18 protein-coding genes are annotated in these 23,032 nt (G+C 71.8%); all 18 read left to right on the forward strand.

The features are described from left to right. Nucleotide 1: 1 nt before the first annotated feature. The 18 genes from Q9250_RS02430 to fusA all read left to right on the forward strand — a co-directional run bounded on the left by Q9250_RS02430 (nucleotide 2) and on the right by fusA (nucleotide 22,890). Nucleotides 2-982 (forward strand): AAA family ATPase, encoded by a 981-nt coding sequence (locus Q9250_RS02430; RefSeq protein WP_306232985.1) that lies wholly within the window; start codon nucleotides 2-4, stop codon nucleotides 980-982. Next, nucleotides 979-2,361 carry a DUF58 domain-containing protein gene (locus Q9250_RS02435; protein WP_306232986.1) on the forward strand — a complete coding sequence of 461 codons (1,383 nt, stop codon included), beginning with the start codon at nucleotides 979-981 and terminating at the stop codon, nucleotides 2,359-2,361. Before Q9250_RS02430 ends, Q9250_RS02435 begins: the two co-directional genes overlap by 4 nt. Further along, nucleotides 2,358-4,667, forward strand: a complete 2,310-nt coding sequence (locus Q9250_RS02440; RefSeq protein ID WP_306232987.1) for a transglutaminase TgpA family protein — start codon at nucleotides 2,358-2,360, stop codon at nucleotides 4,665-4,667. Before Q9250_RS02435 ends, Q9250_RS02440 begins: the two co-directional genes overlap by 4 nt. Then, nucleotides 4,664-6,247, forward strand: a complete 1,584-nt coding sequence (locus Q9250_RS02445; RefSeq protein ID WP_306232988.1) for an RDD family protein — start codon at nucleotides 4,664-4,666, stop codon at nucleotides 6,245-6,247. The genes Q9250_RS02440 and Q9250_RS02445 overlap by 4 nt, the downstream gene beginning before the upstream one ends. Beyond that, the gene (locus Q9250_RS02450) at nucleotides 6,244-7,071 is read left to right on the forward strand and encodes a PP2C family protein-serine/threonine phosphatase (protein ID WP_306232989.1); all 828 of its coding nucleotides are present in this window, start codon (nucleotides 6,244-6,246) and stop codon (nucleotides 7,069-7,071) included. Before Q9250_RS02445 ends, Q9250_RS02450 begins: the two co-directional genes overlap by 4 nt. Then, on the forward strand, nucleotides 7,068-8,480 hold the full coding sequence (locus tag Q9250_RS02455) for an FHA domain-containing protein (RefSeq protein WP_306232990.1): 1,413 nt from the start codon (nucleotides 7,068-7,070) through the stop codon (nucleotides 8,478-8,480). The genes Q9250_RS02450 and Q9250_RS02455 overlap by 4 nt, the downstream gene beginning before the upstream one ends. Continuing rightward, a complete protein-coding gene (locus Q9250_RS02460) occupies nucleotides 8,477-9,970 on the forward strand; it encodes a serine/threonine-protein kinase (protein WP_306232991.1) in 1,494 nt (497 codons plus the stop codon). The genes Q9250_RS02455 and Q9250_RS02460 overlap by 4 nt, the downstream gene beginning before the upstream one ends. 4 nt (nucleotides 9,971-9,974) lie before the next feature. After that, nucleotides 9,975-10,694, forward strand: a complete 720-nt coding sequence (locus Q9250_RS02465) for an FHA domain-containing protein (RefSeq protein WP_306233883.1) — start codon at nucleotides 9,975-9,977, stop codon at nucleotides 10,692-10,694. Between the two features lie 18 nt (nucleotides 10,695-10,712). Then, nucleotides 10,713-15,332: an FtsK/SpoIIIE domain-containing protein gene (locus Q9250_RS02470; protein ID WP_306232992.1), complete on the forward strand. Its 4,620-nt coding sequence runs from the start codon at nucleotides 10,713-10,715 to the stop codon at nucleotides 15,330-15,332. Further along, entirely contained in the window at nucleotides 15,329-16,090 is a 762-nt protein-coding gene (locus tag Q9250_RS02475) for a hypothetical protein (protein WP_306232993.1), read from the forward strand. Before Q9250_RS02470 ends, Q9250_RS02475 begins: the two co-directional genes overlap by 4 nt. 127 nt (nucleotides 16,091-16,217) lie before the next feature. Beyond that, nucleotides 16,218-16,505, forward strand: coding sequence for a WXG100 family type VII secretion target (locus tag Q9250_RS02480; protein ID WP_306232994.1), 288 nt, complete (start codon nucleotides 16,218-16,220; stop codon nucleotides 16,503-16,505). A 181-nt stretch (nucleotides 16,506-16,686) separates the two neighbouring features. After that, nucleotides 16,687-16,995, forward strand: a complete 309-nt coding sequence (locus Q9250_RS02485; RefSeq protein ID WP_306232995.1) for a hypothetical protein — start codon at nucleotides 16,687-16,689, stop codon at nucleotides 16,993-16,995. A gap of 25 nt (nucleotides 16,996-17,020) precedes the next feature. Continuing rightward, nucleotides 17,021-18,238: a hypothetical protein gene (locus Q9250_RS02490; protein WP_306232996.1), complete on the forward strand. Its 1,218-nt coding sequence runs from the start codon at nucleotides 17,021-17,023 to the stop codon at nucleotides 18,236-18,238. A gap of 38 nt (nucleotides 18,239-18,276) precedes the next feature. Then, the gene (locus tag Q9250_RS02495; RefSeq protein ID WP_306232997.1) at nucleotides 18,277-18,942 is read left to right on the forward strand and encodes a hypothetical protein; all 666 of its coding nucleotides are present in this window, start codon (nucleotides 18,277-18,279) and stop codon (nucleotides 18,940-18,942) included. Then, nucleotides 18,939-19,565, forward strand: coding sequence for a hypothetical protein (locus Q9250_RS02500; RefSeq protein WP_306232998.1), 627 nt, complete (start codon nucleotides 18,939-18,941; stop codon nucleotides 19,563-19,565). Before Q9250_RS02495 ends, Q9250_RS02500 begins: the two co-directional genes overlap by 4 nt. Nucleotides 19,566-19,846: 281 nt before the next feature. Further along, nucleotides 19,847-20,221 carry a 30S ribosomal protein S12 gene (gene rpsL, locus Q9250_RS02505; protein WP_021010916.1) on the forward strand — a complete coding sequence of 125 codons (375 nt, stop codon included), beginning with the start codon at nucleotides 19,847-19,849 and terminating at the stop codon, nucleotides 20,219-20,221. Continuing rightward, nucleotides 20,221-20,691 (forward strand): 30S ribosomal protein S7, encoded by a 471-nt coding sequence (gene rpsG, locus Q9250_RS02510; RefSeq protein ID WP_306232999.1) that lies wholly within the window; start codon nucleotides 20,221-20,223, stop codon nucleotides 20,689-20,691. The genes rpsL and rpsG overlap by 1 nt, the downstream gene beginning before the upstream one ends. Nucleotides 20,692-20,775: 84 nt before the next feature. After that, on the forward strand, nucleotides 20,776-22,890 hold the full coding sequence (gene fusA / locus Q9250_RS02515; RefSeq protein ID WP_306233000.1) for an elongation factor G: 2,115 nt from the start codon (nucleotides 20,776-20,778) through the stop codon (nucleotides 22,888-22,890). Nucleotides 22,891-23,032: the final 142 nt, after the last annotated feature.

Here is a 23,032-nt window from a genome sequence, read left to right on the forward strand (position 1 = left end):
CATGAGCGCATCGATGACCCGCGAGCAGGCGACCTGGTTCGCAGAGACGTTCCAGCGTCTGGTCGACAACGTCGGCACGGTCGTGCTGGGCAAGGAGGATGTCATCCGGCTCGCGTTCACCGCGATGCTGTCGGAGGGCCACCTGCTGCTCGAGGACGCCCCCGGCACCGGCAAGACGCAGCTGGCCAAGTCGATGGGCGCGACGGTGCAGGGCACGAACCACCGCATCCAGTTCACGCCCGACCTGCTGCCCTCCGACGTCACGGGCGTGACGGTCTACGACCAGAAGACGGGCGAGTTCGAGTTCCACAAGGGACCGATCTTCGCCTCGATCGTGCTCGCCGACGAGATCAACCGCGCCAGCCCGAAGACGCAGTCGGCGCTGCTCGAGGTGATGGAGGAGGGTCGCGTCACTGTCGACGGCACCCCCTACTCGGTCGGCCGCCCGTTCATGGTCATCGCGACGCAGAACCCGATCGAGCAGGCGGGCACCTACCGCCTGCCCGAGGCGCAGCTCGACCGCTTCCTGATGAAGACGTCGATCGGCTACCCCGGCCGGGAGCAGACCGTGCGGATCCTCGCCGGCGCCTCGAACCGCAACGCCTCGGCGGGGGTCCAGCCCGTCATCACCACCAGCGCGGTGGCCGAGATGATCGACCTCGCGGCGACCGTGCACGTCGACGACGCGGTGCTCGACTACGTCGCGCAGCTCTCGGAGCACACCCGCGACTCGAAGGACACCCGCCTGGGCGTCTCGGTGCGCGGCGCGATGGCGCTCGTGCGCGCCGTGAAGGTGTGGGCGGCGGCGAAGGGCCGCGCGTTCGTGCTGCCCGACGACGTGAAGCACCTGGCGCAGCCCGTCTGGGCGCACCGCATCGTGATCGACCCCGAGGCCGAGTTCTCGGGCGTCTCGGGCGACCGCATCATCGATCGGGCGCTCGCCGACATCGCGGCGCCGCAGGACCGTCAGCAAGCTGCATGACGACGGCGCCCGAGCGGGCGACGTCGACTCCCGCACCTGACATCGACACCGGCACCGCCGTGCGCAGCGCGACCGGCGGCGCTTCGGAGACCACCCGGCTCCGGCGCGCCGTCGAGCGCGAGCGCACGCCGCTGCAGCGCGTGGTCGGCGGGGTCGCGGGCGAGGACTCGGTGGTCGTCGAGTGGTGGCGCGTCTCCCTCGGCTGGCTGCGGGCGCACGTCTGGCCGGCGATCGAGCCGATCACGGGCTTCGGCTGGGCCGTGCTCGTGGGCACGCTGCTGGCGCTGACGCTCGGCATCGCGCTCGGCTGGAAGGAGCTGATCGTCATCGGCATCGCCGGCGCGCTGCTGCTGCTGGCCGCCGTCGCGTTCGTCATCGGCCGCAACCGCTACCGGATCGTGCTCGACCTCGCCTACACGCGCGTCGTGGTGGGGGAGCGCGCCCTCGGCCGGATCGAGATCCATGCCGCATCGACGAAGCCGCTGCTGCCGGCCACCATCGAGGTGCCGGTGGGCAAGGCGCTCGCCTCCTTCCACCTGCCGCGCATGCAGCCCGGCGGCGTGCACGAGGACGTCTTCGCCATCCCCACCAGCCGCCGCACGATCCTGCAGGTCGGGCCCGTGCGCTCGGTGCGCGGCGACCCCGTCGGCCTCCTGCGCCGGCAGGTGAAGTGGACCGATCCGGTCGAGCTGTTCGTGCACCCCAAGACGGTGCAGCTCGACGAGACCGCGCCCGGCCTCATCCGCGACCTCGAGGGCATCACGACCCGCGACCTCACCAACCGCGACATCGCGTTCCCCGCGCTGCGCGACTACGTCGCCGGCGACGACCGCCGCTACATCCACTGGAAGTCGACGGCCCGCACCGGCAAGCTCATGGTGCGGCAGTTCGAGCAGACGCGTCGCAGCGTGCTCGCGCTGGGCCTGTCGACCTCGCCCGACGACTACGCCGATCCGCTCGAGTTCGAGACGGCCATCTCGATCCTGGGCTCGCTGGGCCTGCAGGCGATCCGGGACGAGATGGATGTGGTGGTGCAGACCTCCCGCTCCACCGTTCCGGCGACCACCGGCAAGCGGCTCCTCGACGGGCTCTCGGGCGTCGAGTGGTCGCCCCGCGACGACCGCTTCCTCGACCTCGCCGCGACGATGGCGCGGCAGCACGGCGGCGCATCCGTCGTCATGCTGCACGCCGGCGCCACCGTCGATCCGGCGCTGGTGCGCCGGGCGCGCACGCTGCTGCCCGGTCAGGCGCGCGTCATCGCCTTCACGGTCGTGCAGGGCGCGAAGCCCAAGCTGCAGCCGATCGGCGACACCTTCCTGGCCACGCTCGGCAGCGTCAGCGACCTGCCCCGGATCATGCGAGGAGTGGCGCTCCAGTGAAGCAGGATCAGCTGCTGCCGCGACCGCTGCGGCACGCCGCCATCGACTGCGCGGCGATCTTCGTCGTGCTGCTGGCGGCGACGCTCTCGTTCGGCCCCGTGTTCGGCGGCACCGCCTACCTCGCAGCCGGCATCGGCGGCACGCTGCTCGGCATCGCGGTCGGCGTCGTCACCTCGCTGAAGCCCCTGCGCGGCTGGCTCATGACCGCGGCCGGCTTCGTGCTCGCGCTCGTGCTCTTCGGCCCGGCGCTCGCCGTGCCCCGCACCACGATCGCGGGCTTCATCCCCACGCTCGAGGGCTGGCGCGAGCTGCTGCTCGGCGTCGTCTTCTCGTGGAAGGGCCTGCTGACGGCGGAGCCGCCCGCGGAGGGCTTCCCGAGCCTGCTGGTGGTGCCCTTCCTCACCACGCTGCTGTGCGCCACGCTCGCGACGGTGCTGGCGCTGCGGCTGCGGCGCGGCGCGCCCTTCGCGATGCTGCCGGCCGTCGTCGCGCTGATCGTCGGCATCAGCTTCGGCACCAAGATCGCGTTCTGGCCGACCGTGCTCGGCGCGGTCGTGGCGGGCGCGATCCTGGCCTGGTGCGCGTGGCGCCGCGCGACGTGGCGCACCGACCTGAACGACGAGGTCGAGGTGACCAACGACACGCGGCTCCGCGCACGGGCGCGCAAGCAGCGCTCGCGCGGCGCGGTCGCGATGATCGCCGGGGCGATGATCGTCGCCGCCCTGATCAGCATCCCGGTGCAGCCCCAGAGCCGGGCCGTGCTGCGCGACACGGTCGAGCCGCCGATCGAGCTGGCCGAGTACCCGAGCCCCCTGGCCGGCTACCGCAACTGGCCCAAGAACTTCGACGACTCGACGCTGCTGACCGTCAGCGGCATGCCCGCCGACGGCCGGCTCCGGCTCGCGACCTTCGACTACTACGACGGCACCGTGTTCGCGGTCGCCGGCTCGCAGGAGACGAGCGGCTCGGGCTCGTTCGCGCGCATCGGCGACGAGGTGCTCGTGCAGCAGTCGGGCGCCCCGGCGACCGTGCGCGTCGAGGTGCAGGACTACTCGGGCATCTGGGTGCCCGACGTCGGCTACATGCAGTCGCTGCGCTTCGAGGGCGACCGGGCCGGCGACCTCCAGGGGTCGCTGCACTACAACGGCCAGACCGGCACGGCGATCGCGCTCGACGGGCTGGGCGCGGGCGATGCCTACGAGCTGCAGGCGATCGTGCCCGCGCAGCCCGCCCAGGAGGAGCTCGAGGGCGTGCCGATCACCAGGGTCTCGGTGCCCGCGCCGGCGCTCGTGCCCGATCTGCTGCAGGCCTGGGTGTCCGAGCACGGCGCCAACGGCCAGAACAGCTTCGAGAACCTCGAGGCGATGCTGCGGCTGATGAACAACGGCAGCTTCAGCCACGGCCTCGAGGACGACACGATCCCCTCGCTCGCCGGCCACGGCGCCTCGCGCATCCAGGGCATGTTCGAGCAGGAGGTGCTGGTCGGCGACGACGAGCAGTACGCCACCGCGTTCGCGCTCGCGCTCTCGCGCATCAACGTGCCCTCGCGCGTCGTGATGGGCATGTACCCGGACGACGGCTTCACCGGCGGAGGCGAGCCCGTCGAGCTCACCGGCGGCGACATGCACGCCTGGGTCGAGGTGCCGTTCGAGGGCTACGGCTGGGTGCGCTTCGACCCCGCGCCGCCGGAGGACAACGACCAGATCCAGCCCGAGCCCGAACCGCAGCCCGAGCCGAAGCCGCAGGTGCTCCAGCCGCCGCAGCCGCCGGAGGAGCCGGCGGAGATGTCGCCCGACACCGTCGCCGACGAGGGCCAGGAGGAGGACGACGAGGAGCCCGCCGACACCTCGTGGATGCTCTGGCTGTGGATCGGCGGCGGCACGCTGCTGCTGCTCTTCCTGCTGCTGCTGCCGTTCCTGGTGGTGGGCGCCCTGAAGGCCGCGCGTCGCCGCAAGCGCCAGCGCGCGGAGCGCGGCAGCGACCGCCTCTCCGGCGGCTGGCACGAGGTGGTCGACGAGGCCGTCGACCTCGGCCTGCCGGTGCCGGCGGGCGTCACCCGGCGCGAGGTCGCCCGGGTGGTGGAGGATCGCTACCCTCGGTCGAGAGCCACCGAGATCGGCGACTACGTCGACGAGGGCGTGTTCGGTCCGGGCGAGCCGGACGCGGCTGACGTCGACGCGTTCTGGCTCGATGTCGAGCAGAGCGTCAAGGGGATGCGCTCGGAGGCCACCGGGCGCCGGCGCCTGCTGGGCAGGCTGTCGATGAGATCGTTCGCCAGGCGGCGGCAGGAGCGGAGGCGACGATGATCTGGGAGATCGATGAGGGCCGGAAGGTCGTCGAGGGCCTCGACGACCACGGCCGTCCGGATCCCGCCTACGCCGCGGCGCTCGGCCTGCGGCCCGCGCCGCTCGGCCGCCGCGCGCTCGCGTCGCTGATCGAGTTCGCCTTCTGGGCGCTGCTGCAGGTGCCGTACTGGCTGCTCGCGCTGCCCACGCTGCTGAAGGCGGCGACCGGAGCCATCCAGCCCTACGGCCTCGTCACGCATCCCGACTTCGTCTGGATCGTCGTGGGCACCGCCGTCTCCGGCGTGCTGTCGCTCGCGTTCGTGATCGTGCAGCTCGTGCTCCACGGCCGCAAGGGCGTGACGCTCGGCAAGGCGTTCACCGGCATCCGCTCGATCCACGTCGCGACGCTCGAGCGGCCCGGCATCGGCAAGGCGCTGCTGCGCGGCGTGCTGCTGCACCTGGGCTTCCTCGTGCCGGTGGTCGGTCCGGCGCTGCTGTTCTCGTCGGTCTTCTTCGACGGCGAGCAGCGCGGCCGCGGCTGGCTCGACAAGGCGGCGGGGACGTGGTTCGTCGACGTGCGCACCGGCCTGGATCCGTATCACGAGAAGAAGATGCGGATCGCGCGCAAGACGGTGCAGGCCGAGCCCGAGGGCTCGAAGTCGCAGCTGCCGTCGCTGGCCACGCCGGCCGACAGCCAGGCGCTCGGCTACCGTCCCGGCGCGCGCATCAGCTCGGGCGTCGTGGGCGCTGCGCGACCGCAGCAGCCCGCCCCGGGGCAGGTCGGTCTCGAGACGCACCAGCCCGACCCTGCTCCCTCGCACACGGTTCCCGGCATGCCCGCCGGGGGTGCGCGACTGGGCGGCTACCGACCCGGGCAGCTGAGCGGCCTGGTCGACAGCGTGCCCGGCCGTGAGCGCCCAGCAGCGCCGGCCGAGCCGCAGCCGGCCGAGGAGCGCCCGGCCCACGATCGCCCGACCCAGCACGGCTGGCAGCAGGCGCCGCCACCGCTGTCGTCGGCGCCGACGTATGCCCCGCCGCCGTCGCCGCCGCGCTACGCCGCTGCGCAGGCGAGCCCAGTCGACGAGCACACGATCGTGGAGCCCGACGGCGACGACTTCGCCCCGGCGGACGTCGCCCCCAGTGCTGCGACGGCGCTGCCGCCCGCGCCGCAGGCCGGGCCGGCCGAGGAGGTCGACGACAGCACCGTGCGCCGCGTCGAGGTCGCCGGGCTCGACGACGACCTCGAGGCGACGCGGGCGCGACCGGGCTCGCGACGGGTCGTTGCGACGCTGGCCTTCGACACCGGCGACCGCTTCGCGATCACCGGCGCGGCGCTGATCGGCCGCAACCCCTCGCCCAGCGCCGGCGAGGTGATCGAGCACCTGCTGCCGATCGCCGACGACACCCGCTCGATCTCGAAGACGCACCTGCTGCTCACCGCCGACCCGCTCGCCGCCATCGACCGGGCGTCCACGAACGGCTCGAGCGTCGTGCGCGCCGGCGCCGAGTCGCGGCTGGCGCCCGGCACGCCGTTCGCGCTGCAGCCCGGCGACCTCGTGCGCTTCGGCGACCGCTCGTTCCAGGTCGAGGAGGCCTCGTGAGCACCGTCGGCGAGTTCCGCTTCAGCCATCCGTCGATCTCGCTCCGCTGGGCGGGCACGACCCATACCGGCATGCGCCGCACGGTGAACGAGGATTCCGTCTTCGCCTCGTTCCCGGTGTTCGTCGTCGCCGACGGCATGGGCGGCCACGCCTCGGGCGACGTCGCGAGCGCGCTCGCGGTCGAGGCGTTCCGCAGCCTCAAGGGCCGCACGCTCGCCGACGTCGAATGCGTCGAGAGCGCGATCGAGCACGCCTTCGCGAGCGTGCAGGAGCGCTCGCTCGGCGAGCCGATCGGCGGCACGACGCTCTCGGGGGCGGTGCTGGTCGACGTCGCGGGGGTCGCGCACTGGCTGATCCTGAACATCGGCGACTCCCGCACCTACCTCTACGACGCGGGCAGCCTCGAGCAGATCACGGTCGACCACTCGGTGGTGCAGGAGATGGTCGAGGCCGGCGCGCTCCGCCGAGCCGACGCGCGCCGTCACCCGCATCGCAACGTCATCACGCGCGCCCTCGGCCCCGGCGAGCGCCAGCCGGCAGACGTCTGGCTGCGGCCCGCCGAGCGCGGGCAGCGCCTGATCGTCTGCTCCGACGGGCTGACGGGCGAGGTCGACGACCACGAGATCGGCGAGATCCTCGGCGACGTCTCGTCGCCGGCCGCGGTCGCCGCGCTGCTGCTGCGCCGCGCGCTCGACGCGGGCGCGCCCGACAACGTCACGGTCGTCGTCGTCGACGTCGACGCTGTGGCACTCTCCGACGAGGAGCTGTTCGACACGCACGTGCACAGCCTCGACGACACGATCCCGAGGGAGGCGCTGCCATGAGCGCACGCATCGAGTACGCACCGGGCGAGGCCTGGTGCGTCGCCGCCGGCCGCACGGTGCTCGTGTGCGAGCGCGATCTGACGCCCGCCCGCGCTCGCGCGCTGCACGCGACCATCGCCGCGGTCGCGTCGACCGACGCGCTGCGCGAGGTGCTCGACGGCGAGCCCTCGGCGCTCATCGGCCTCGTCGACCTGAGCGACGGCCGGGTGCTGCTGCGCCGGCACGGCGTGCCCGCGACCGCCGACGGCTCCGGCCTCCCTGACCGCTTCGGCGCCGACTGGTCGCTCGACGAGATCTCGGCCGACGGCTCGGTCGCCGCGGGCGGCCTCGGCTCGCTCGACGGCGAGACGCTGCCGTTCGAGGGCGGCGTGGTGCGGGTGTCGGCCGTGCGCGTGGCACCCGGCAGGGCGGATGCGTCGACGCCGTCGCCCGCACCGGTCCCCGTCTCCGAGATGCCCGCGGAGGAGCCGCGCTTCGGCACCTTCGGGCAGACGCTGCCGCCCGCCGCGGCCGCGGATGCCCGCGCGGCGGCATCGGCCCCCGGCGCGGACGTGTCCCCCGAGCTCGTCCCCACCGTGCCGGAGCCGGAGCCGGTCGCGGTGACACGCCCCGTCGCGGTCGAGCGTGCGCTCGAGTCGACGCCTGGCGTCAGCGACACCGGCAGCCCGATCGGCGGTCTCATCGACTCGGTGCCCGGCTTCATCAAGCCGGCGGCCGACGTGCGCGAGCTGCAGCCCGAGGCGCCGGTCGCGCCCGCGGCGTCGCCGCCGGCGCCCGAGCCCGCGCCCGCCGCAGGCGACTTCGGCGACCACGACGGCCTGACCATCACCGCCGAGCAGGCACGGCGGCTGCACGCGGAGCGGGCACAGCGGGCCGGCGCCCAGCCGCCCGAGGAGCAGGACGCAGCGCCGACCGCAGCAGCGCCGACCGCAGCAGCGCCGGCTACGGGCCCGCTGGTGCTCTCGACGCTGTGCCCTAACGGCCACGTCAACGCGCCCGGCACGACGACCTGCATCCGCTGCGGCTCCGCGATCGACGAGGGCTCCGCCGCGCAGCGCCGCCGCCCAGAGGTCGCGGTCGCCGTGCTCGTCTCCGGCGAGCGCATCCCGCTCGGCCGCGGCGTCGTGATCGGCCGCCGCCCCCGCTCGCGCCGCGTCGAGGACGGCCGCGTGCCGCGCCTCATCACCGTCGACAGCCCGGGCGAGGACATCTCGCGCAGCCACCTCGAGCTGCGCGTCGACGACTGGAACCTGGTGGCCGTCGACCTCAGCTCGACCAACGGCACGCTGCTGCTGCGCGAGGGCTCGGCACCGCAGCGGCTGCGCCCCGAGGCGTCGACGATCCTGCAGCTCGGCGACCGCCTCGACCTCGGCGACGGCCAGGTCGTCACGATCGAGTCGGCGCCGTGAGCCCGAAGCGCGCCCCGTCCGCCCCGCCCGAGCTGCCCGGTTACGACTACGTCTCGCTGCTGGGCTCGGGCGGCTTCGCCGACGTCTTCCTCTACGAGCAGCTGCTGCCCGCGCGCAGGGTCGCGATCAAGGTGCTGCTGCCCGATGCCGTCAACCGCGAGCTGATCGAGAACTTCCGGCACGAGGCCAACGTGATGGCGCAGCTGACGACGCATCCGTCGATCGTCACGATCTACGGCGCCGCGGTCGCGCCCGACGGCCGCCCCTACCTCGCCATGGAGTACTGCTCCAAGCCCAACCTCGGCGTGCGCTACCGGCGCGAGCGCTTCGCGGTGCCCGAGGTGCTCTCGCTCGGCGTGCAGATCGCCGGCGCGGTCGAGACCGCCCACCGCGCGGGCATCCTGCACCGCGACATCAAGCCGGCCAACATCCTCGTCACCGCCTACAACCGTCCGGCGCTCACCGACTTCGGCATCGCCACCTCCTCCGGCGGCAGCGACGACTCGAGCGGCATGTCGATCCCGTGGTCACCGCCCGAGGCGTTCGAGACGCCGCCCAGGTCGAGCCCCGCATCCGACGTCTTCTCGCTCGGGGCGACCCTGTTCACGCTGCTCGCCGGCCGCACGCCGTTCGAGCTGCCGGGCGGCAGCAACACGAGCGTCGACCTCATCGACCGCATCGGCCGCGGCGACATCGCGCCGCTCGCCAGGCACGACGTGCCCGCGCGGCTCGAGTCGGTGCTCGCGTCCGCGATGGATCCCGACCCCTCCCGCCGCTACCCGAGCGCGATGGCGTTCGGCCGCGCGCTGCAGCAGGTCGAGGCCGAGATGGCGCTGCCCGTCACACCGCTCGACGTGCTCGACGACTCGGTCGAGGCCGGGGCCGTCGACGAGGAGGACGGCGGCGCGACCCGCATCCGCGGCGTCGTCTCGATCGACCCGCACGCCGGCGAGCAGCCGCGCTTCGCGCCGATGCCCGGCATGGCGGGCGCCGCGCCCGACGCCACGATCCGCCGTGCCCGGCCGGGTGAGACGGCGGATGCGTCGGCACCGGTGGCCGCGCCCGTCGCGGTCGCGCCGGCCTCCCGGAGGCGTTCCTGGGCGACCGCGGTCGGCGCGGGGCTCGTGGTGCTGGTGGGCGGCGGCATCGTCTGGATGGCGCTGTCGACCGCGCAGCCGCAGCAGGCCGCGAACCCCTCCCAGACGATCGCCGCGCCGGCAGCGCCGCAGCGGCCGCCCGCGCCCATCAACGTGGTCGGCACGGTGACGGGCGACTCGGTCGAGTTCACCTGGGTGAACGCGCAGCCGCAGGAGGGCGACCAGTTCCAGTACCGGTACGAGCGCAGCGACGGCGACCCGATGATCTCGACGGTGCCGCTCGAGTCGGTGGTCGTGCCGCGCGACGCCGACGGCGAGTCGTGCGTGCTGGTGACGCTCGTGCGCTCCGACGGGCGCTCCTCGAACGACACCCGGGGGTGCGTCAGTGGCTGATCGGATCCCGCGCCTGCAGATCGAGTTCTCGGGGGAGTGGTTCACGCTCGACCCGGCGGCCGCCTTCGTCATCGGGCGAGAGGGCGATCTGACGGTCGACGACAACCAGTACCTGCACCGCGCGTTCCTCGAGATCCGCCACCAGGACGGCCTGTGGTGGCTCGCGAACGTCGGCTCGCGGCTCTCCGCGACCGTGTCGAGCGCCGGCGGAGCGGTGCAGTCGTGGCTCTCGCCCGGCGCGCGCCTGCCGATCGTCTTCGCCGACGCATCCATCGTCTTCACCGCCGGCCCGACCACCTACGAGCTGGGCGTGCACTGCGACGACGCCTCGTTCTCGCTCTCCCCGGAGGCGCAGCGCCGCTCGTCGGGCGAGACCACGGTCATGCCGGTCGGCCTCACCCAGCTGCAGAAGCTGCTGATCGTCGCGCTCGCCGAGCCGATGCTGCGCCGCGACGGGGTGGGCGTGAGCGAGCTGCCCTCGTCGGGCGCCGCCGCCGAGCGGCTCGGCTGGACCATGAGCCGCTTCAACCGCAAGCTCGACAACGTCTGCGACAAGCTCGACCGGATGGGCGTGCAGGGCCTGCGCGGCGGCGTCGGCAAGCTCGCGAGCAACCGCCGCGCCCGCCTCGTCGAGTACGCCGTCTCGTCGCAGCTCGTCACCCGCGCCGACCTGGGGCTGCTCGACGACCCCGCGCTGCGCGACGCCGACGACAGCCAGGACTGATCGGGAGATCACCGCACCATGAAGGTCAAGCTCACCCTGCACCGGCCGACGGCCGAGCCCACCGACGTCGTCATCACGGCCGACTCGACGGCCTCCGTCGAGGACGTCGCGCGGCAGATCGCGCTCGCCGACCCCGACCGCTCGATCGCGTTCGGCGACGGCGACACCCTCTCGCTCGCGGTCGCGCCGCCCACCGAGCAGCAGCTGGTGCAGCTGCAGCCCGACGCGCTCATCGCCGAGGCGCCCATCGGCTCCGGCTTCCACACGCAGGTCGTGAACCTCGGGGCCGGCGGCTCGCGCAGGGGCGGGCCGGCGGGCAGCGCGCTCGAGGCGATCGCGGTGCTGCGCGTCGTCGGCGGGCCGCTGCGCGGCCAGGAGTTCCAGCTCGGGCGGGGCCACGCCTCGATCGGCCGCGACGCGAAGAACGACATCGTGCTCGCCGACCAGCTGGTCTCGAAGCGCCACGCGCGCATCGAGGTGGGCACGCACATCGAGGTCGTCGACCTGAACTCCGCCAACGGCGTCGTCGTCGACGGCGGCCTCGTCTCGCGCCTGCGCGTGGTGCCGGGCGCGGTCTTCACCCTCGGGGACACGGCACTGACGGTCGACCTCGTCGGCGTCTTTGACGCATCCGGCCCCGATCCGGTGCTCGAGCGCGGCGGGGCCCTCATGTTCAACCGCTCGCCCCGCGTCGAGGCCCGCTACCCGGGCACCGACCACAAGGGCCCGCGGATGCCGAAGGAGATCATCCAGCGGCTCTTCCCCTGGCCGATGCTCGTCACGCCGATCCTGCTCGCAGGCGCGATGTTCGCGCTGACGAACAACCCGCGCTCGATCCTCATCGCGCTCATGACGCCGCTCATGCTGCTGGGCAACTTCATCAACATGAAGACCCAGAACGGCCAGAAGCAGAAGTTCGAGGTCGAGATGTTCGAGGGGCGGTACGAGGAGCTCGAGGAGATCCTCTACCGCGAGAAGCCCAAGGAGGAGGCGGTCCGCAACCTCGAGGTGCCGCCGGTCGCCGAGGTCTTCGAGCACGCGATGCGGCTCGGCCCGATGCTCTGGACCCGCAGGCCCGAGCACTGGAACTTCCTGTCGGTGCGCCTCGGCACGTGCCGTGCGGAGTCGCGCAACACCATCAAGGAGGACGAGGTCCAGGACGGCCTGGCCGAGTACCTCGAGCGCGTCGAGCGGCTGCGCGAGCGCTACCGCTACGTCGACGACGTGCCGATCGTCGAGTCGTTCTCGTCGGCGGGCTCGATCGGCATCGCCGGCCCCAAGTCGCTGGCGGCGGATGCGCTGCGCGGCATGGCCGTGCAGCTCTACGGGCTGCACGCCCCCAACGAGGTCGTGACGGTCGCCATCTGCGACCCGGAGTGGACCGGCGAGCTCGAGTGGATGAAGTGGCTGCCCCACACCACCAGCGAGACCAGCCCCTTCAAGGACATGCCGCTCGCCGACTCGGCGACCGCCGGCACAGCCCTGCTGAACGCGCTCGAGGAGCTCGTGCTGGGCCGCTCGAAGCAGGCCTCGCCCGACCGCAAGACGCCGTTCGACGAGGACTGGGACCCGATGCGGTACGGCTCCGACGTCGAGCGGGCCGCGAAGGACACCGTCACCCCGATCCAGACGTCGGTGGTGCTGATCGTCACGAACGACGCGCCGGTCGACCGGCCCAGGCTCACGCAGATCCTCGAGCGCGGCTCGGCCGTGGGCGTCTACGGCGTGTTCGTCGCCCCCGCCGTCGAGTCGCTGCCGGCGGTCTGCCGCAGCTTCATCGACGTCACCGCCGGGCTCGAGTCGGCGCGGGTCGGCACCGTGCGCTCCGGCGTCGACTACGACGACGTCAAGGTCGAGGGCGTCTCCGGCGAGTACATGCAGATGCTCGCGAAGCGCCTCGCCCCCGTCGTCGACGCGAGCATCGTGATCAACGACTCCTCCGACATCCCCGACTCCGTCATGTTCCTGTCGCTCGTCGGCGCAGAGCTCGCGGACGACTCGAACGCGGTGATCGAGCGCTGGCGTCAGAACAACACCATCCTCGACCGCTCCGGCGGCCCCAAGCCGCGTCTCAAGAAGGCCGGCAACCTGCGCGCGATCATGGGTCAGGGCGCCACCGACGCGATGACCCTCGACCTGCGCACGCAGGGCCCGCACGCGCTCGTCGGCGGCACGACCGGCGCCGGCAAGTCGGAGTTCCTGCAGGCGTGGGTGCTGGGCATGGCGACCGCGCACAGCCCCGACCGCGTCACCTTCCTGTTCGTCGACTACAAGGGCGGATCGGCCTTCGCCGACTGCGTCGAGCTGCCGCATTGCGTGGGCCTCGTCACCGACCTCAGCCCGCACCTGGTGCGCCGGGCGCTGACGAGCCTGCGCGCCGAGCTGCACCACCGCGAGCACCTGCTCAACCGCAAGAAGGCGAAGGACCTGCTCGAGCTCGAGAAGCGGCAGGATCCCGAGACCCCGCCGGCGCTCGTGCTCGTGATCGACGAGTTCGCGGCGCTCGCGGGCGAGGTGCCCGAGTTCGTCGACGGCGTCGTCGACATCGCGCAGCGCGGCCGCTCGCTCGGCATCCACCTGATCATGGCCACGCAGCGCCCGGCCGGCGTGATCAAGGACAACCTGCGCGCCAACACGAACCTGCGTGTGGCGCTGCGCATGGCCGACGAGTCCGACTCGAAGGACGTCGTCGACGACCCGGTGGCGGCGTCGTTCCCGGCCTCGATCCCCGGCCGCGGCATCGCCAAGACCGGCCCCGGCCGACTGGTGCCCTTCCAGTCGGCCTACGCCGGCGGCTGGACCACCGACGAGGTGCAGGCCGCCGACGTGAAGGTGGCCGAGCTGCGCTTCGGCTCGGTGCAGCGCTGGGAGCCCGAGTCGGCGCCCGAGTCCGACGCGCACGACGAGGATCTCGGCCCCACCGACCAGAAGCGCATCGTGCGCACGCTCATCGCGGCGACCAGGCAGGCGCGCATCCCGGCGCCGCGGCGGCCCTGGCTCGACGACCTCGAGACGACCGTCGACCTGCGCGACCTGGCGCTCGACGGCGACGGCCGCATCGTGCTGGGCAAGGCCGACGTGCCGGAGCGGCAGCGGCAGGACGCCGTCCACTTCCACCCCGACCGCGACGGCTCGATGCTCGTCTACGGCACCTCGGGCTCCGGCAAGTCGACGCTGCTGAAGACCATCGGCATCGCCGCCGGCATGCGCCCCGAGCTCAGCCACGCCGAGATCTACGGCCTCGACTTCGCCTCCGGCGCCCTCAAGTCGCTCGAGATCCTGCCGCACGTCGGCTCGATCATCGCCGGCGACGACGCCGAGCGCGTGCAGCGCCTGCTGCGCTCGCTCGGGCGCGAGCTCGACCGCCGCGGCAAGGCGTTCGCGGCGGCGAGCGCGGCCAGCCTCACCGAGTACCGCGAGCTGGTCGACCCGAAGGCGAGCCGCATCTTCCTGCTGCTCGACAACTTCCCGCAGTTCAAGGCCGAGTGGGAGGTCACGAGCGCCCGCTCGCCGTTCTACCAGGTGTTCATGCGCATCCTCGGCGAAGGCCGGCCGCTCGGCATCCACGCGGTCGTGACCGCCGACCGCTCGGGCGCCGTGCCGACCGCGGTGAGCTCGAACATCTCGCGCCGCGTGGTGCTGCGGCTCTCGGACGAGTCGGGCTACATGCTCGTCGGTGCGCCGAAGGACATCCTCGACGACCAGTCGGCGCCCGGCCGCGGCATCGTCGACGGCCTCGAGATGCAGGTCGCCACCCTTGGCGGCACGCCCAACGTGGCCGAGCAGACGAAGCTCATGGGCCAGCTGGCGGATGCGCTGCGCACGCAGGGCGCGCAGGACGTCGAGGAGATCGGCGCGCTGCCGACGCGCCTGGCGCTCACGCAGCTGCCCGACCGCGTCGACGACTTCCCGGTGCTCGGCGTCGCCGAGGACACCCTGGCCGCGCGCGACTTCGACCCCGTCGGCACGTTCATCGTCGCCGGGCCGCCCGCGTCGGGCAAGACGAACGCGCTGAAGGCCATGATCATCGCGGTCGAGCGCTTCGACCCGGATGTGAAGCTGTTCCACTTCGCCGGCCGCCGCTCGGTGCTGCACGACTTCCGCCCCTGGGTGCGCAGCGTCACCCGGCCCGACGCCGCGAAGGAGCTCGCGACCGAGCTCACCGAGATCGTCGGCGACGAGTCGATCCCCGGCCGCATCATGATCGTGATCGAGAACGTGCCGCAGTTCGCCGACTCCGATGCCGAGCGGGCGCTGAAGGGCCTGTTCCAGGCGATCAACCGCAGCGACCACCTGCTCGTCGGCGACGCCGACATCACGCAGGTCACCGGCGGCTACGGGTTCATCGGCGACTTCAAGGCCGGGCGCAAGGGCATCGTGCTGAAGCCGGATGCGTACGACGGCGACTCGGTCTTCAAGGTGCCGTTCCCGAAGGTCAAGCGCGCCGACTTCCCCGAGGGCCGCGGCATCTTCGTGCAGCAGGGACGCGCGGTCACCGTGCAGCTGCCGCTGGTGCCGGAAGACGCGGCACGGCCGCCCGCCCAGGCGCCCGTCGCCCCGCCCGCGACCGAGGGCGCGCAGAGCGCGCCGTCCCCGGTCGCCGTGGGCAGCACATCAACCGAAGGAGGCACCGCATGAGCCTGCGGCACGAGACCGCCACTGCATGGGCAGACGACCTGTCTGCCGCCGTCGAGCCACGGCTCGGCATCCTCGAGGCCTACGCGCTCCAGCGGCATCCGGATGCGCTGCAGCACATGGGGGAGGACGGCGCCGGCCTCGCGCGCGTCGCCGCCGCGAAGGGCAGCGGGATGGCGGGGCTGTGGCTGGTCCTGCCCGCGCTGCTGGCGATCGTCGCCCCGGTGATCGGCTTCGCCGCCGTCGTGGGCGACCCGGCGGGCTTCCACCGCATGGAGGCGTCGACCTCGGTGCCGATCGCCGGGGTGTGCTTCGCGATCGCCGCGGTCGTGCAGCTGGTCGCCGCGATCTGGTGGCTGCGCTCGGGCAGGGCACGCCACTACATGCTCTTCATCCTCGCCTTCGGCACCGCCGTGCTCGGCGCCGCGACGTGGTGGGTGATGGGCGCCGCGTCGTCGTTCGACGGGTTCGACGGGGCCGCGGCATGGCGCGTGCCGGTGCTGATCGCGAGCGTGCTCGGCGCGGCATACGGCGTGCTCATGCTCGCGCTCGGCAGGCCCGCGGGCGTCGACGAGGCAGCGGCCCCCGCCGGCGGCGACGGGCTGCACGCGGCGCTGGCCGCGATCCCGGGCGACGAGCTGCGGGAGATCCGCGCCGACCGCGACGCCGCGCTCGCGCGGCTCGTCGAGCGCGGGAAGCTCAGCGCCGAGGTCGCCGGGCGCGCGGCGCGCGCCGAGCTGGGCACCCTGCACCGCCTGTAGCGGCGGCTGCGCGGGCGCGCATCGGCATGGGCACCTCTCCCCATCGCGCTCCCGAGCGGCCCCGCTTACGTTGGTTCCGAGGTGGTCCGGTCGGGCCGCGTGAACTCGATTCGATGAGGAGACGGCTATGAGCGATTTCGGAGCATCCTACGCCGAGATGGAGTCGGTGGCGGGCAAGCTCGACACGGGCAGGGAGGACATCTCGGGTGTCCTGAAGGACCTGAAGAGCCAGGTCGACACCCTGCTGGGCGAGGACTTCAAGACGCAGCACGCGTCGGGCAAGTTCGGTGAGGGCTACGAGGAGCTGACGACGGGCCTCGAGCAGGCCATCGAGGGCATCTCCGACATGGGCGAGGCGCTGCGCGGCATGATGCAGGCGATCCAGTCGCTCGACGAGCAGCTCGCCGGCAGCTGACCGACACGCATGCTGCAGGGGGTCGACCGGGCGGTCGGCCCCCTGCCTGCGTGATGGGCGACGACGCAGCGGATGCGTGGGCGCACCCGGGTGGGCAGTCCTCCCCATCGCGCTCCATGCATCCGCCCGCATACGTTTGGCTCGACGCCGCGCGACCGCCGCGCAGACCCAAGGGGAGACCATGACCGATGTGCTCATCACGTTCTCGGAGCTGCTCGCGCTCCGGGAGCAGCTCGACGAGATCATCACCGAGCTCGAGGGCGCCGGCGACCGGTCGAACGAGCTCGAGAGCGCGATCGGCAGCCCCTTCGGCCGCGGCGAGCTGCGCAGCAGGGCCGGCGACTTCGAGGGGCGCTGGAACGACAAGCGCGTCGATCTCGTGCGCGACATGACCAAGGTCCGCGACCACGTGCAGGGCGTGCTCGAGGGCTTCGCGGAGTTCGACGAGGAAGCCGCGCGCGAGCTCGAAGCCGCCGCTGCGGCCGCCTGACCACCGGATCACGAGGAGCACGACCATGGGGAACCCCGGACCGCAGTCGCCCAAGGGCCGCTGGATCGACGAGGTCGCCGGCGATGCCGGGCACATCGTCGAGCGCGGCAACGACATCCGGCGCCTCGGTGAGGCGATGATCTCGAGCGCGACGCTGCTCGAGCAGGTGAAGAGCGGCGCCGACGGCCAGCAGGGCCTCGCGGTCGACAAGCTGCGCGAGGTCGTCGGCGAGACCTACGGCCTGCTGCGCCAGGGCGGCGAGCTCTACAAGCCGACCGGCCCCGTGCTCGCCGCCTACGGCGAGGTGCTCGCCGACGTGCAGCCGAGGATCAAGGGCCACGTCGATGCCTGCGAGACGCTCTGGGCGACCTTCCAGTCGCTGCCCGGCTCGGTCGAGCCGCGCGGCACCGGCGGCTGGTTCCAGCCCGACGCCGACAGTCCCGAGGCCGAGCAGCAGGCCGACGAGGATGCCGCGAAGCTCGCCGCCTACAACGCCTGGGAGGCCGAGGCCGGCTACTGGGACAACGACTACGACACCTGGGAGGACGCGTTCGACCAGGCGGTGAACGACATCGGCGGCGTGCTCGAGGGCAAGGTCGAGGACGGCTTCTGGGACAACGTCGACGGCTTCGTCGCCAGCCTGCAGAAGGTGCTCAGCTGGGCTGGCCTGGTCGTCGGCATCCTGGCGCTCATCTTCGCCGGGCCGATCCTGGCGCTCATCGGCGGCATCATCGGCCTGATCGCGCTGGGGCTGACGATCTACCAGTTCCTCCGCGCCGACGCGGGGGTCTTCCAGCTGGTGATGGCCGTCGTCGGGGTGATCCCCTTCGGCAAGCTGAGCAAGATCGTCGGCGGCGAGTTCCGCTTCGTCGACGACATGTTCGGGGGCGCGTTCGGCGGCAAGGCCTGGTCCGAGGCCGGTTCGCAGGTGAGCGAGCTCGGCTACGCCTACCTCTTCCACGGCCGCGGCGCCTCGGGCGCGCTCGGCTCGCTGCGGCAGTTCGCCACGGGCAACAACCCCAACGGCTTCGCCGACATCATGACGCGCGTCATCACCGGCAAGGACGTCGCCGCCTACAGCGCCTACGGCAGCATCGCGACGACCGGCCAGGGCCTCGCCGCGGCCTGGGATGTCATGCACAGCCTGATGGGCGTGCCGCTCAAGTACGACGGCTGGATCTCGCTCTTCACCGGTCATGAGACGATCAAGAAGAAGGTTCCCGCGTTCGACGTCCTCTGGTGATCGGTCGCGACGGGATGAGCGGAGCGGGGACGCCGGAGATGACGATCGATCAGTGGCGCAGCACCGCATCGACCGATCGCCCGGGCTGGCTCGCGATGCCGCGGCTCGGCGACGAGGCAGCCGATGCCGCCTGGCTCGCCGATCGCATCGCAGGCGCGCGCGTCGCCTTCGGCGAGCGCTGGAGCGACCAGCACGAGCAGCTGGTGCCAGAGCTGCTGCGCGCGGGCCTCGACCGGCGCGAGCAGGGCGACCTCTTCGCCTGGCAGGTCTGGCCGCTGGCGCTGCCGATCTTCGCGACCGTGCAGGCGCGCATCATGCCGAGCGGCCTGGTGCCCCGGTGGAGTGAGCACGACGGCAGCCTGCAGCCGATCTCGAGCGCGGGCCTCGGCGAGGGCGTGCAGCTGCTCGCCACGGCACCGCTGCCGGGCTACGAGCGGGCAGTGCTGGGCTCGACCGCGTTCGTGTTCGACGACGGCGACTCCGCGGTGATGATCGCGCTGGCGCCGACGCCGCAGGAGCTGATGGCGCTGGCCGCGTCGGGCCTCCGGCAGGTCGTCGACCGCATGGAGGTCACGCGCCCCGACGGCTCGCGCTTCATCGGTCTCCCATCGGAGCGGTTCGTCGTCGAGGCCGACGGCTGGCACGCGCAGAGCGGCCCCTCGGGGCCGCGAAGCACGACGGAAGGCACGACGGAGGCACGATGAGCGACCTGGCCAACGACCTGCGGGCGGCGCTCGGCGCCACCCCCGACCCCGAGTTCACGATGGAGCTGCCGCCCGGCTGGGCACGGCACGCGCCCGACCAGGCCACGCAGCAGCAGATGCTGGCGGGCATCAAGACCCGCATGATGCAGGCGCACCGCCCCGACCTGTTCGCGCAGGCGCAGTCGATGCTCAAGGACTCGTTCGAGAGCATGCGCCGCGGCGACGTCGTCGCGTTCTTCTCGGCCACCGAGCAGGGCGACGACACGCTCTGGCTGCCCGCGTCGATCCTCGCGTCGGTGCGCAGGGCGCAGACCGACGTGACCCTCGACGAGGTGGTGCGCCACGCCATCCTCGAGTACGACGCGACCGCCCTCGACGACGCCAAGCGCATCGTGCGCTTCGAGCGCGACGCGCTCGAGACGGTGCAGGACGAGCAGGTGCGCGTGCTGACCGTCGTCTACCTGACGCCGATCCCCGGCACCCAGCGCCGACGCGCGCTGCAGCTGACGGCGACGATCAGCCGGCCCGTCGACATGGAGGCCGACGACCCGGCCATCGACGCGCAGCGGCTGCTGTTCGACGCGTGCGTCTCGACGTTGCGCTGGCTGCGCCCCGCGCGCTGAGCGGTCCGCGCTCGCAGCGCTCTCCCGGCCGCGGGGCCCTGCTTGACCGTGCATGGGGAGTGGCCCTATTCTTGATCGGGTGTGCGCGCGAGCGCGCCTTGCGTCATGCGCGGGGCGAAGGAGCAGAAGCACTCGGGCGGAGGCGCCAAGTCCTCCAGCCCCCACGGCCTATCCACCATCTGCGAAGAGCGCGCGAGAGCGTGCGCGGTGGATCACCGATGGAGCCGGCGAAGCCGGCGAACCAATCGAACCGCTGTCACCGTGCAGCAGGAAGAAGCAACGTGCCCACCATTCAGCAGCTGGTCCGCAAGGGTCGGTCGCCCAAGGTCTCGAAGACCAAGGCGCCCGCCCTGAAGGCGAACCCCCAGCAGCGCGGCGTCTGCACCCGCGTCTACACCACCACCCCCAAGAAGCCGAACTCGGCGCTCCGCAAGGTCGCCCGCGTGAAGCTCTCGAACGGCACCGAGGTCACGGCCTACATCCCCGGTGAGGGCCACAACCTCCAGGAGCACTCGATGGTGCTCGTCCGCGGCGGTCGTGTGAAGGACCTCCCCGGCGTGCGCTACAAGATCGTGCGCGGCGCGCTCGACACCCAGGCAGTCAAGAACCGCAAGCAGGCTCGCAGCCGCTACGGCGCGAAGATGGAGAAGAAGTAATGCCTCGCAAGGGACCCGCACCCAAGCGCCCGGTCGTTGCTGACCCCGTCTACGGCGCACCGATCGTCTCGCAGCTCGTCAACAAGATCCTGCTCGACGGCAAGAAGGGCCTGGCCGAGCGCATCGTCTACGGCGCGCTCGCCGGCGTCGGCACCAAGTCGGGCCAGGATGCCGTCGTCGTGCTCAAGAAGGCGCTCGACAACATCCGCCCCACCCTCGAGGTGAAGTCGCGCCGCGTCGGTGGCTCGACCTACCAGGTGCCGATCGAGGTCAAGCCGCACCGTGCGAACACCCTCGCGCTGCGCTGGCTCGTCTCGTACGCCAAGGCTCGTCGCGAGAAGACGATGACCGAGCGTCTGCAGAACGAGATCCTCGACGCCTCCAACGGCCTCGGCGCCGCTGTGAAGCGCCGCGAGGACACGCACAAGATGGCCGAGTCGAACAAGGCCTTCGCGCACTACCGCTGGTGATCGAGTGAGGGTCCCGGCGCTCCGCCGGGACCCTCCTCCCAGCACCCCCAAGATTTCCGCTCCATCCACAATCGGAGGAACCCTGTGGCACAGGAAGCACTCACCGACCTGAGCAAGGTCCGCAACATCGGCATCATGGCCCACATCGATGCCGGCAAGACCACGACGACCGAGCGCATCCTGTTCTACACGGGCGTCAACCACAAGATCGGCGAGACCCACGACGGCGCCTCGACGACCGACTGGATGGAGCAGGAGCAGGAGCGCGGCATCACGATCACGTCGGCCGCCGTGACCTGCTTCTGGGACAACAACCAGATCAACATCATCGACACCCCCGGCCACGTCGACTTCACGGTCGAGGTCGAGCGCTCGCTCCGCGTGCTCGACGGCGCGGTCGCCGTCTTCGACGGCAAGGAGGGCGTCGAGCCCCAGTCCGAGACCGTCTGGCGCCAGGCCGACAAGTACGACGTGCCGCGCATCTGCTTCGTCAACAAGATGGACAAGATGGGCGCCGACTTCTACTACACGGTCGACACCATCATCAACCGCCTCGGCGCTCGCCCGCTGGTCATCCAGCTGCCGATCGGCTTCGAGTCGGGCTTCGAGGGCATCGTCGACCTGGTCGAGATGAACGCGAAGACCTGGCGCGGCGACTCCAAGGGTGACGTCAAGATGGGCGCCGAGTACGCCATCGAGGAGATCCCCGAGGACCTCAAGGAGAAGGCCGCCGAGTACCGCGCGGCCCTGCTCGAGACCGTCGCCGAGACCGACGACGCCCTCATGGAGAAGTACTTCGAGGGCGAGGAGCTGACGGTCGCCGAGATCAAGGCCGCCATCCGCAAGATGACGGTGAACTCCGAGATCTACCCCGTGCTCTGCGGCTCGGCGTTCAAGAACCGCGGCGTGCAGCCGATGCTCGACGCGGTCGTGGACTACCTGCCCACGCCGCTCGACGTGCCGGCCATCCCCGGCCACGACGTGCGCGACGAAGAGGTCATCATCGAGCGCCACGCCGACCGCGACGAGCCGTTCGCGGCGCTCGCGTTCAAGGTCGCGGTGCACCCCTTCTTCGGTCGTCTGACCTACGTCCGCGTCTACTCGGGCCACGTGCCCTCGGGCGCAGCGGTCGCGAACTCGACCAAGGGCAAGAAGGAGCGCATCGGCAAGATCTTCCAGATGCACGCCAACAAGGAGATCCCGGTCGACTCGATGACCGCGGGCCACATCTACGCGGTGATCGGCCTCAAGGACACGACGACCGGCGACACGCTGAGCGACCCGGCCAACCAGGTCGTCCTCGAGTCGATGACCTTCCCCGAGCCCGTCATCGAGGTCGCCATCGAGCCGAAGACGAAGGCCGACCAGGAGAAGCTCGGCACGGCCATCCAGAAGCTGGCCGAGGAGGACCCGACCTTCCGCACCGAGAACAACCCCGAGACCGGTCAGACGGTCATCAAGGGCATGGGCGAGCTGCACCTCGACATCCTCGTCGACCGCATGAAGCGCGAGTTCAAGGTCGAGGCCAACGTCGGCAAGCCGCAGGTCGCGTACCGCGAGACCATCAAGGGCACCGTCGAGAAGTACGACTACACGCACAAGAAGCAGACGGGTGGCTCCGGCCAGTTCGCCAAGGTGCAGATCAAGCTCGAGCCGATGGAGGTCACGGCGGAGACGACCTACGAGTTCGTCAACGCGACGAGCGGCGGCCGCGTGCCCCGCGAGTACATCCCCTCGGTCGATGCGGGCATGCAGGACGCGATGCAGGTCGGCGTGCTCGCCGGCTTCCCGACGGTGGGCGTCAAGGCGACGCTCCTCGACGGTGCTGCGCACGACGTCGACTCCTCGGAGATGGCGTTCAAGATCGCCGGCAGCATGGCCTACAAGGAGGCTGCCCGCAAGGCTCAGCCGGTGCTCCTCGAGCCGCTCATGGCGGTCGAGGTGCGCACGCCGGAGGAGTACATGGGCGACGTCATCGGCGACCTGAACTCGCGTCGCGGGCAGATCCAGTCGATGGAGGACGCTCAGGGCGTGAAGGTCGTCAAGGCCCTCGTGCCGCTGTCGGAGATGTTCGGCTACGTCGGCGACCTGCGGTCGAAGACCTCGGGCCGGGCCGTCTACTCGATGGAGTTCTCGAGCTACGCCGAGGTTCCGAAGGTCGTCTCGGACGAGATCGTCCAGAAGAGCAAGGGCGAGTGATCGTCGGGGCGGCGAGAGCCGCCCCGACCTCCCGCCACGCCTCGGTTTTTCCTGAACCCGTGGTCGAAGTACCATAGATCAACACCACCCGAACGCTCTGCCGCGACGCGGCGGTGCACTCATGAGAACAGTCCTAGGAGGA

The sequence above is a fragment of the Agrococcus beijingensis genome, from assembly GCF_030758955.1.
GTDB classification, from domain to species: Bacteria; Actinomycetota; Actinomycetes; order Actinomycetales; family Microbacteriaceae; genus Agrococcus; species Agrococcus beijingensis.

What these genes read in the sequence shown, in the direction of transcription:
- Q9250_RS02470 (WP_306232992.1), top strand. Translation starts at nt 10,713, where the DNA reads ATGAAGGTCAAGCTCACCCTGCACCGGCCGACGGCCGAGCCCACCGAC.
- Q9250_RS02445 (WP_306232988.1), top strand. Translation starts at nt 4,664, where the DNA reads ATGATCTGGGAGATCGATGAGGGCCGGAAGGTCGTCGAGGGCCTCGAC.
- Q9250_RS02435 (WP_306232986.1), top strand. Translation starts at nt 979, where the DNA reads ATGACGACGGCGCCCGAGCGGGCGACGTCGACTCCCGCACCTGACATC.
- Q9250_RS02430 (WP_306232985.1), top strand. Translation starts at nt 2, where the DNA reads ATGAGCGCATCGATGACCCGCGAGCAGGCGACCTGGTTCGCAGAGACG.
- Q9250_RS02490 (WP_306232996.1), top strand. Translation starts at nt 17,021, where the DNA reads ATGGGGAACCCCGGACCGCAGTCGCCCAAGGGCCGCTGGATCGACGAG.
- rpsG (WP_306232999.1), top strand. Translation starts at nt 20,221, where the DNA reads ATGCCTCGCAAGGGACCCGCACCCAAGCGCCCGGTCGTTGCTGACCCC.
- Q9250_RS02480 (WP_306232994.1), top strand. Translation starts at nt 16,218, where the DNA reads ATGAGCGATTTCGGAGCATCCTACGCCGAGATGGAGTCGGTGGCGGGC.
- Q9250_RS02485 (WP_306232995.1), top strand. Translation starts at nt 16,687, where the DNA reads ATGACCGATGTGCTCATCACGTTCTCGGAGCTGCTCGCGCTCCGGGAG.
- Q9250_RS02475 (WP_306232993.1), top strand. Translation starts at nt 15,329, where the DNA reads ATGAGCCTGCGGCACGAGACCGCCACTGCATGGGCAGACGACCTGTCT.
- Q9250_RS02495 (WP_306232997.1), top strand. Translation starts at nt 18,277, where the DNA reads ATGACGATCGATCAGTGGCGCAGCACCGCATCGACCGATCGCCCGGGC.
- Q9250_RS02455 (WP_306232990.1), top strand. Translation starts at nt 7,068, where the DNA reads ATGAGCGCACGCATCGAGTACGCACCGGGCGAGGCCTGGTGCGTCGCC.
- Q9250_RS02500 (WP_306232998.1), top strand. Translation starts at nt 18,939, where the DNA reads ATGAGCGACCTGGCCAACGACCTGCGGGCGGCGCTCGGCGCCACCCCC.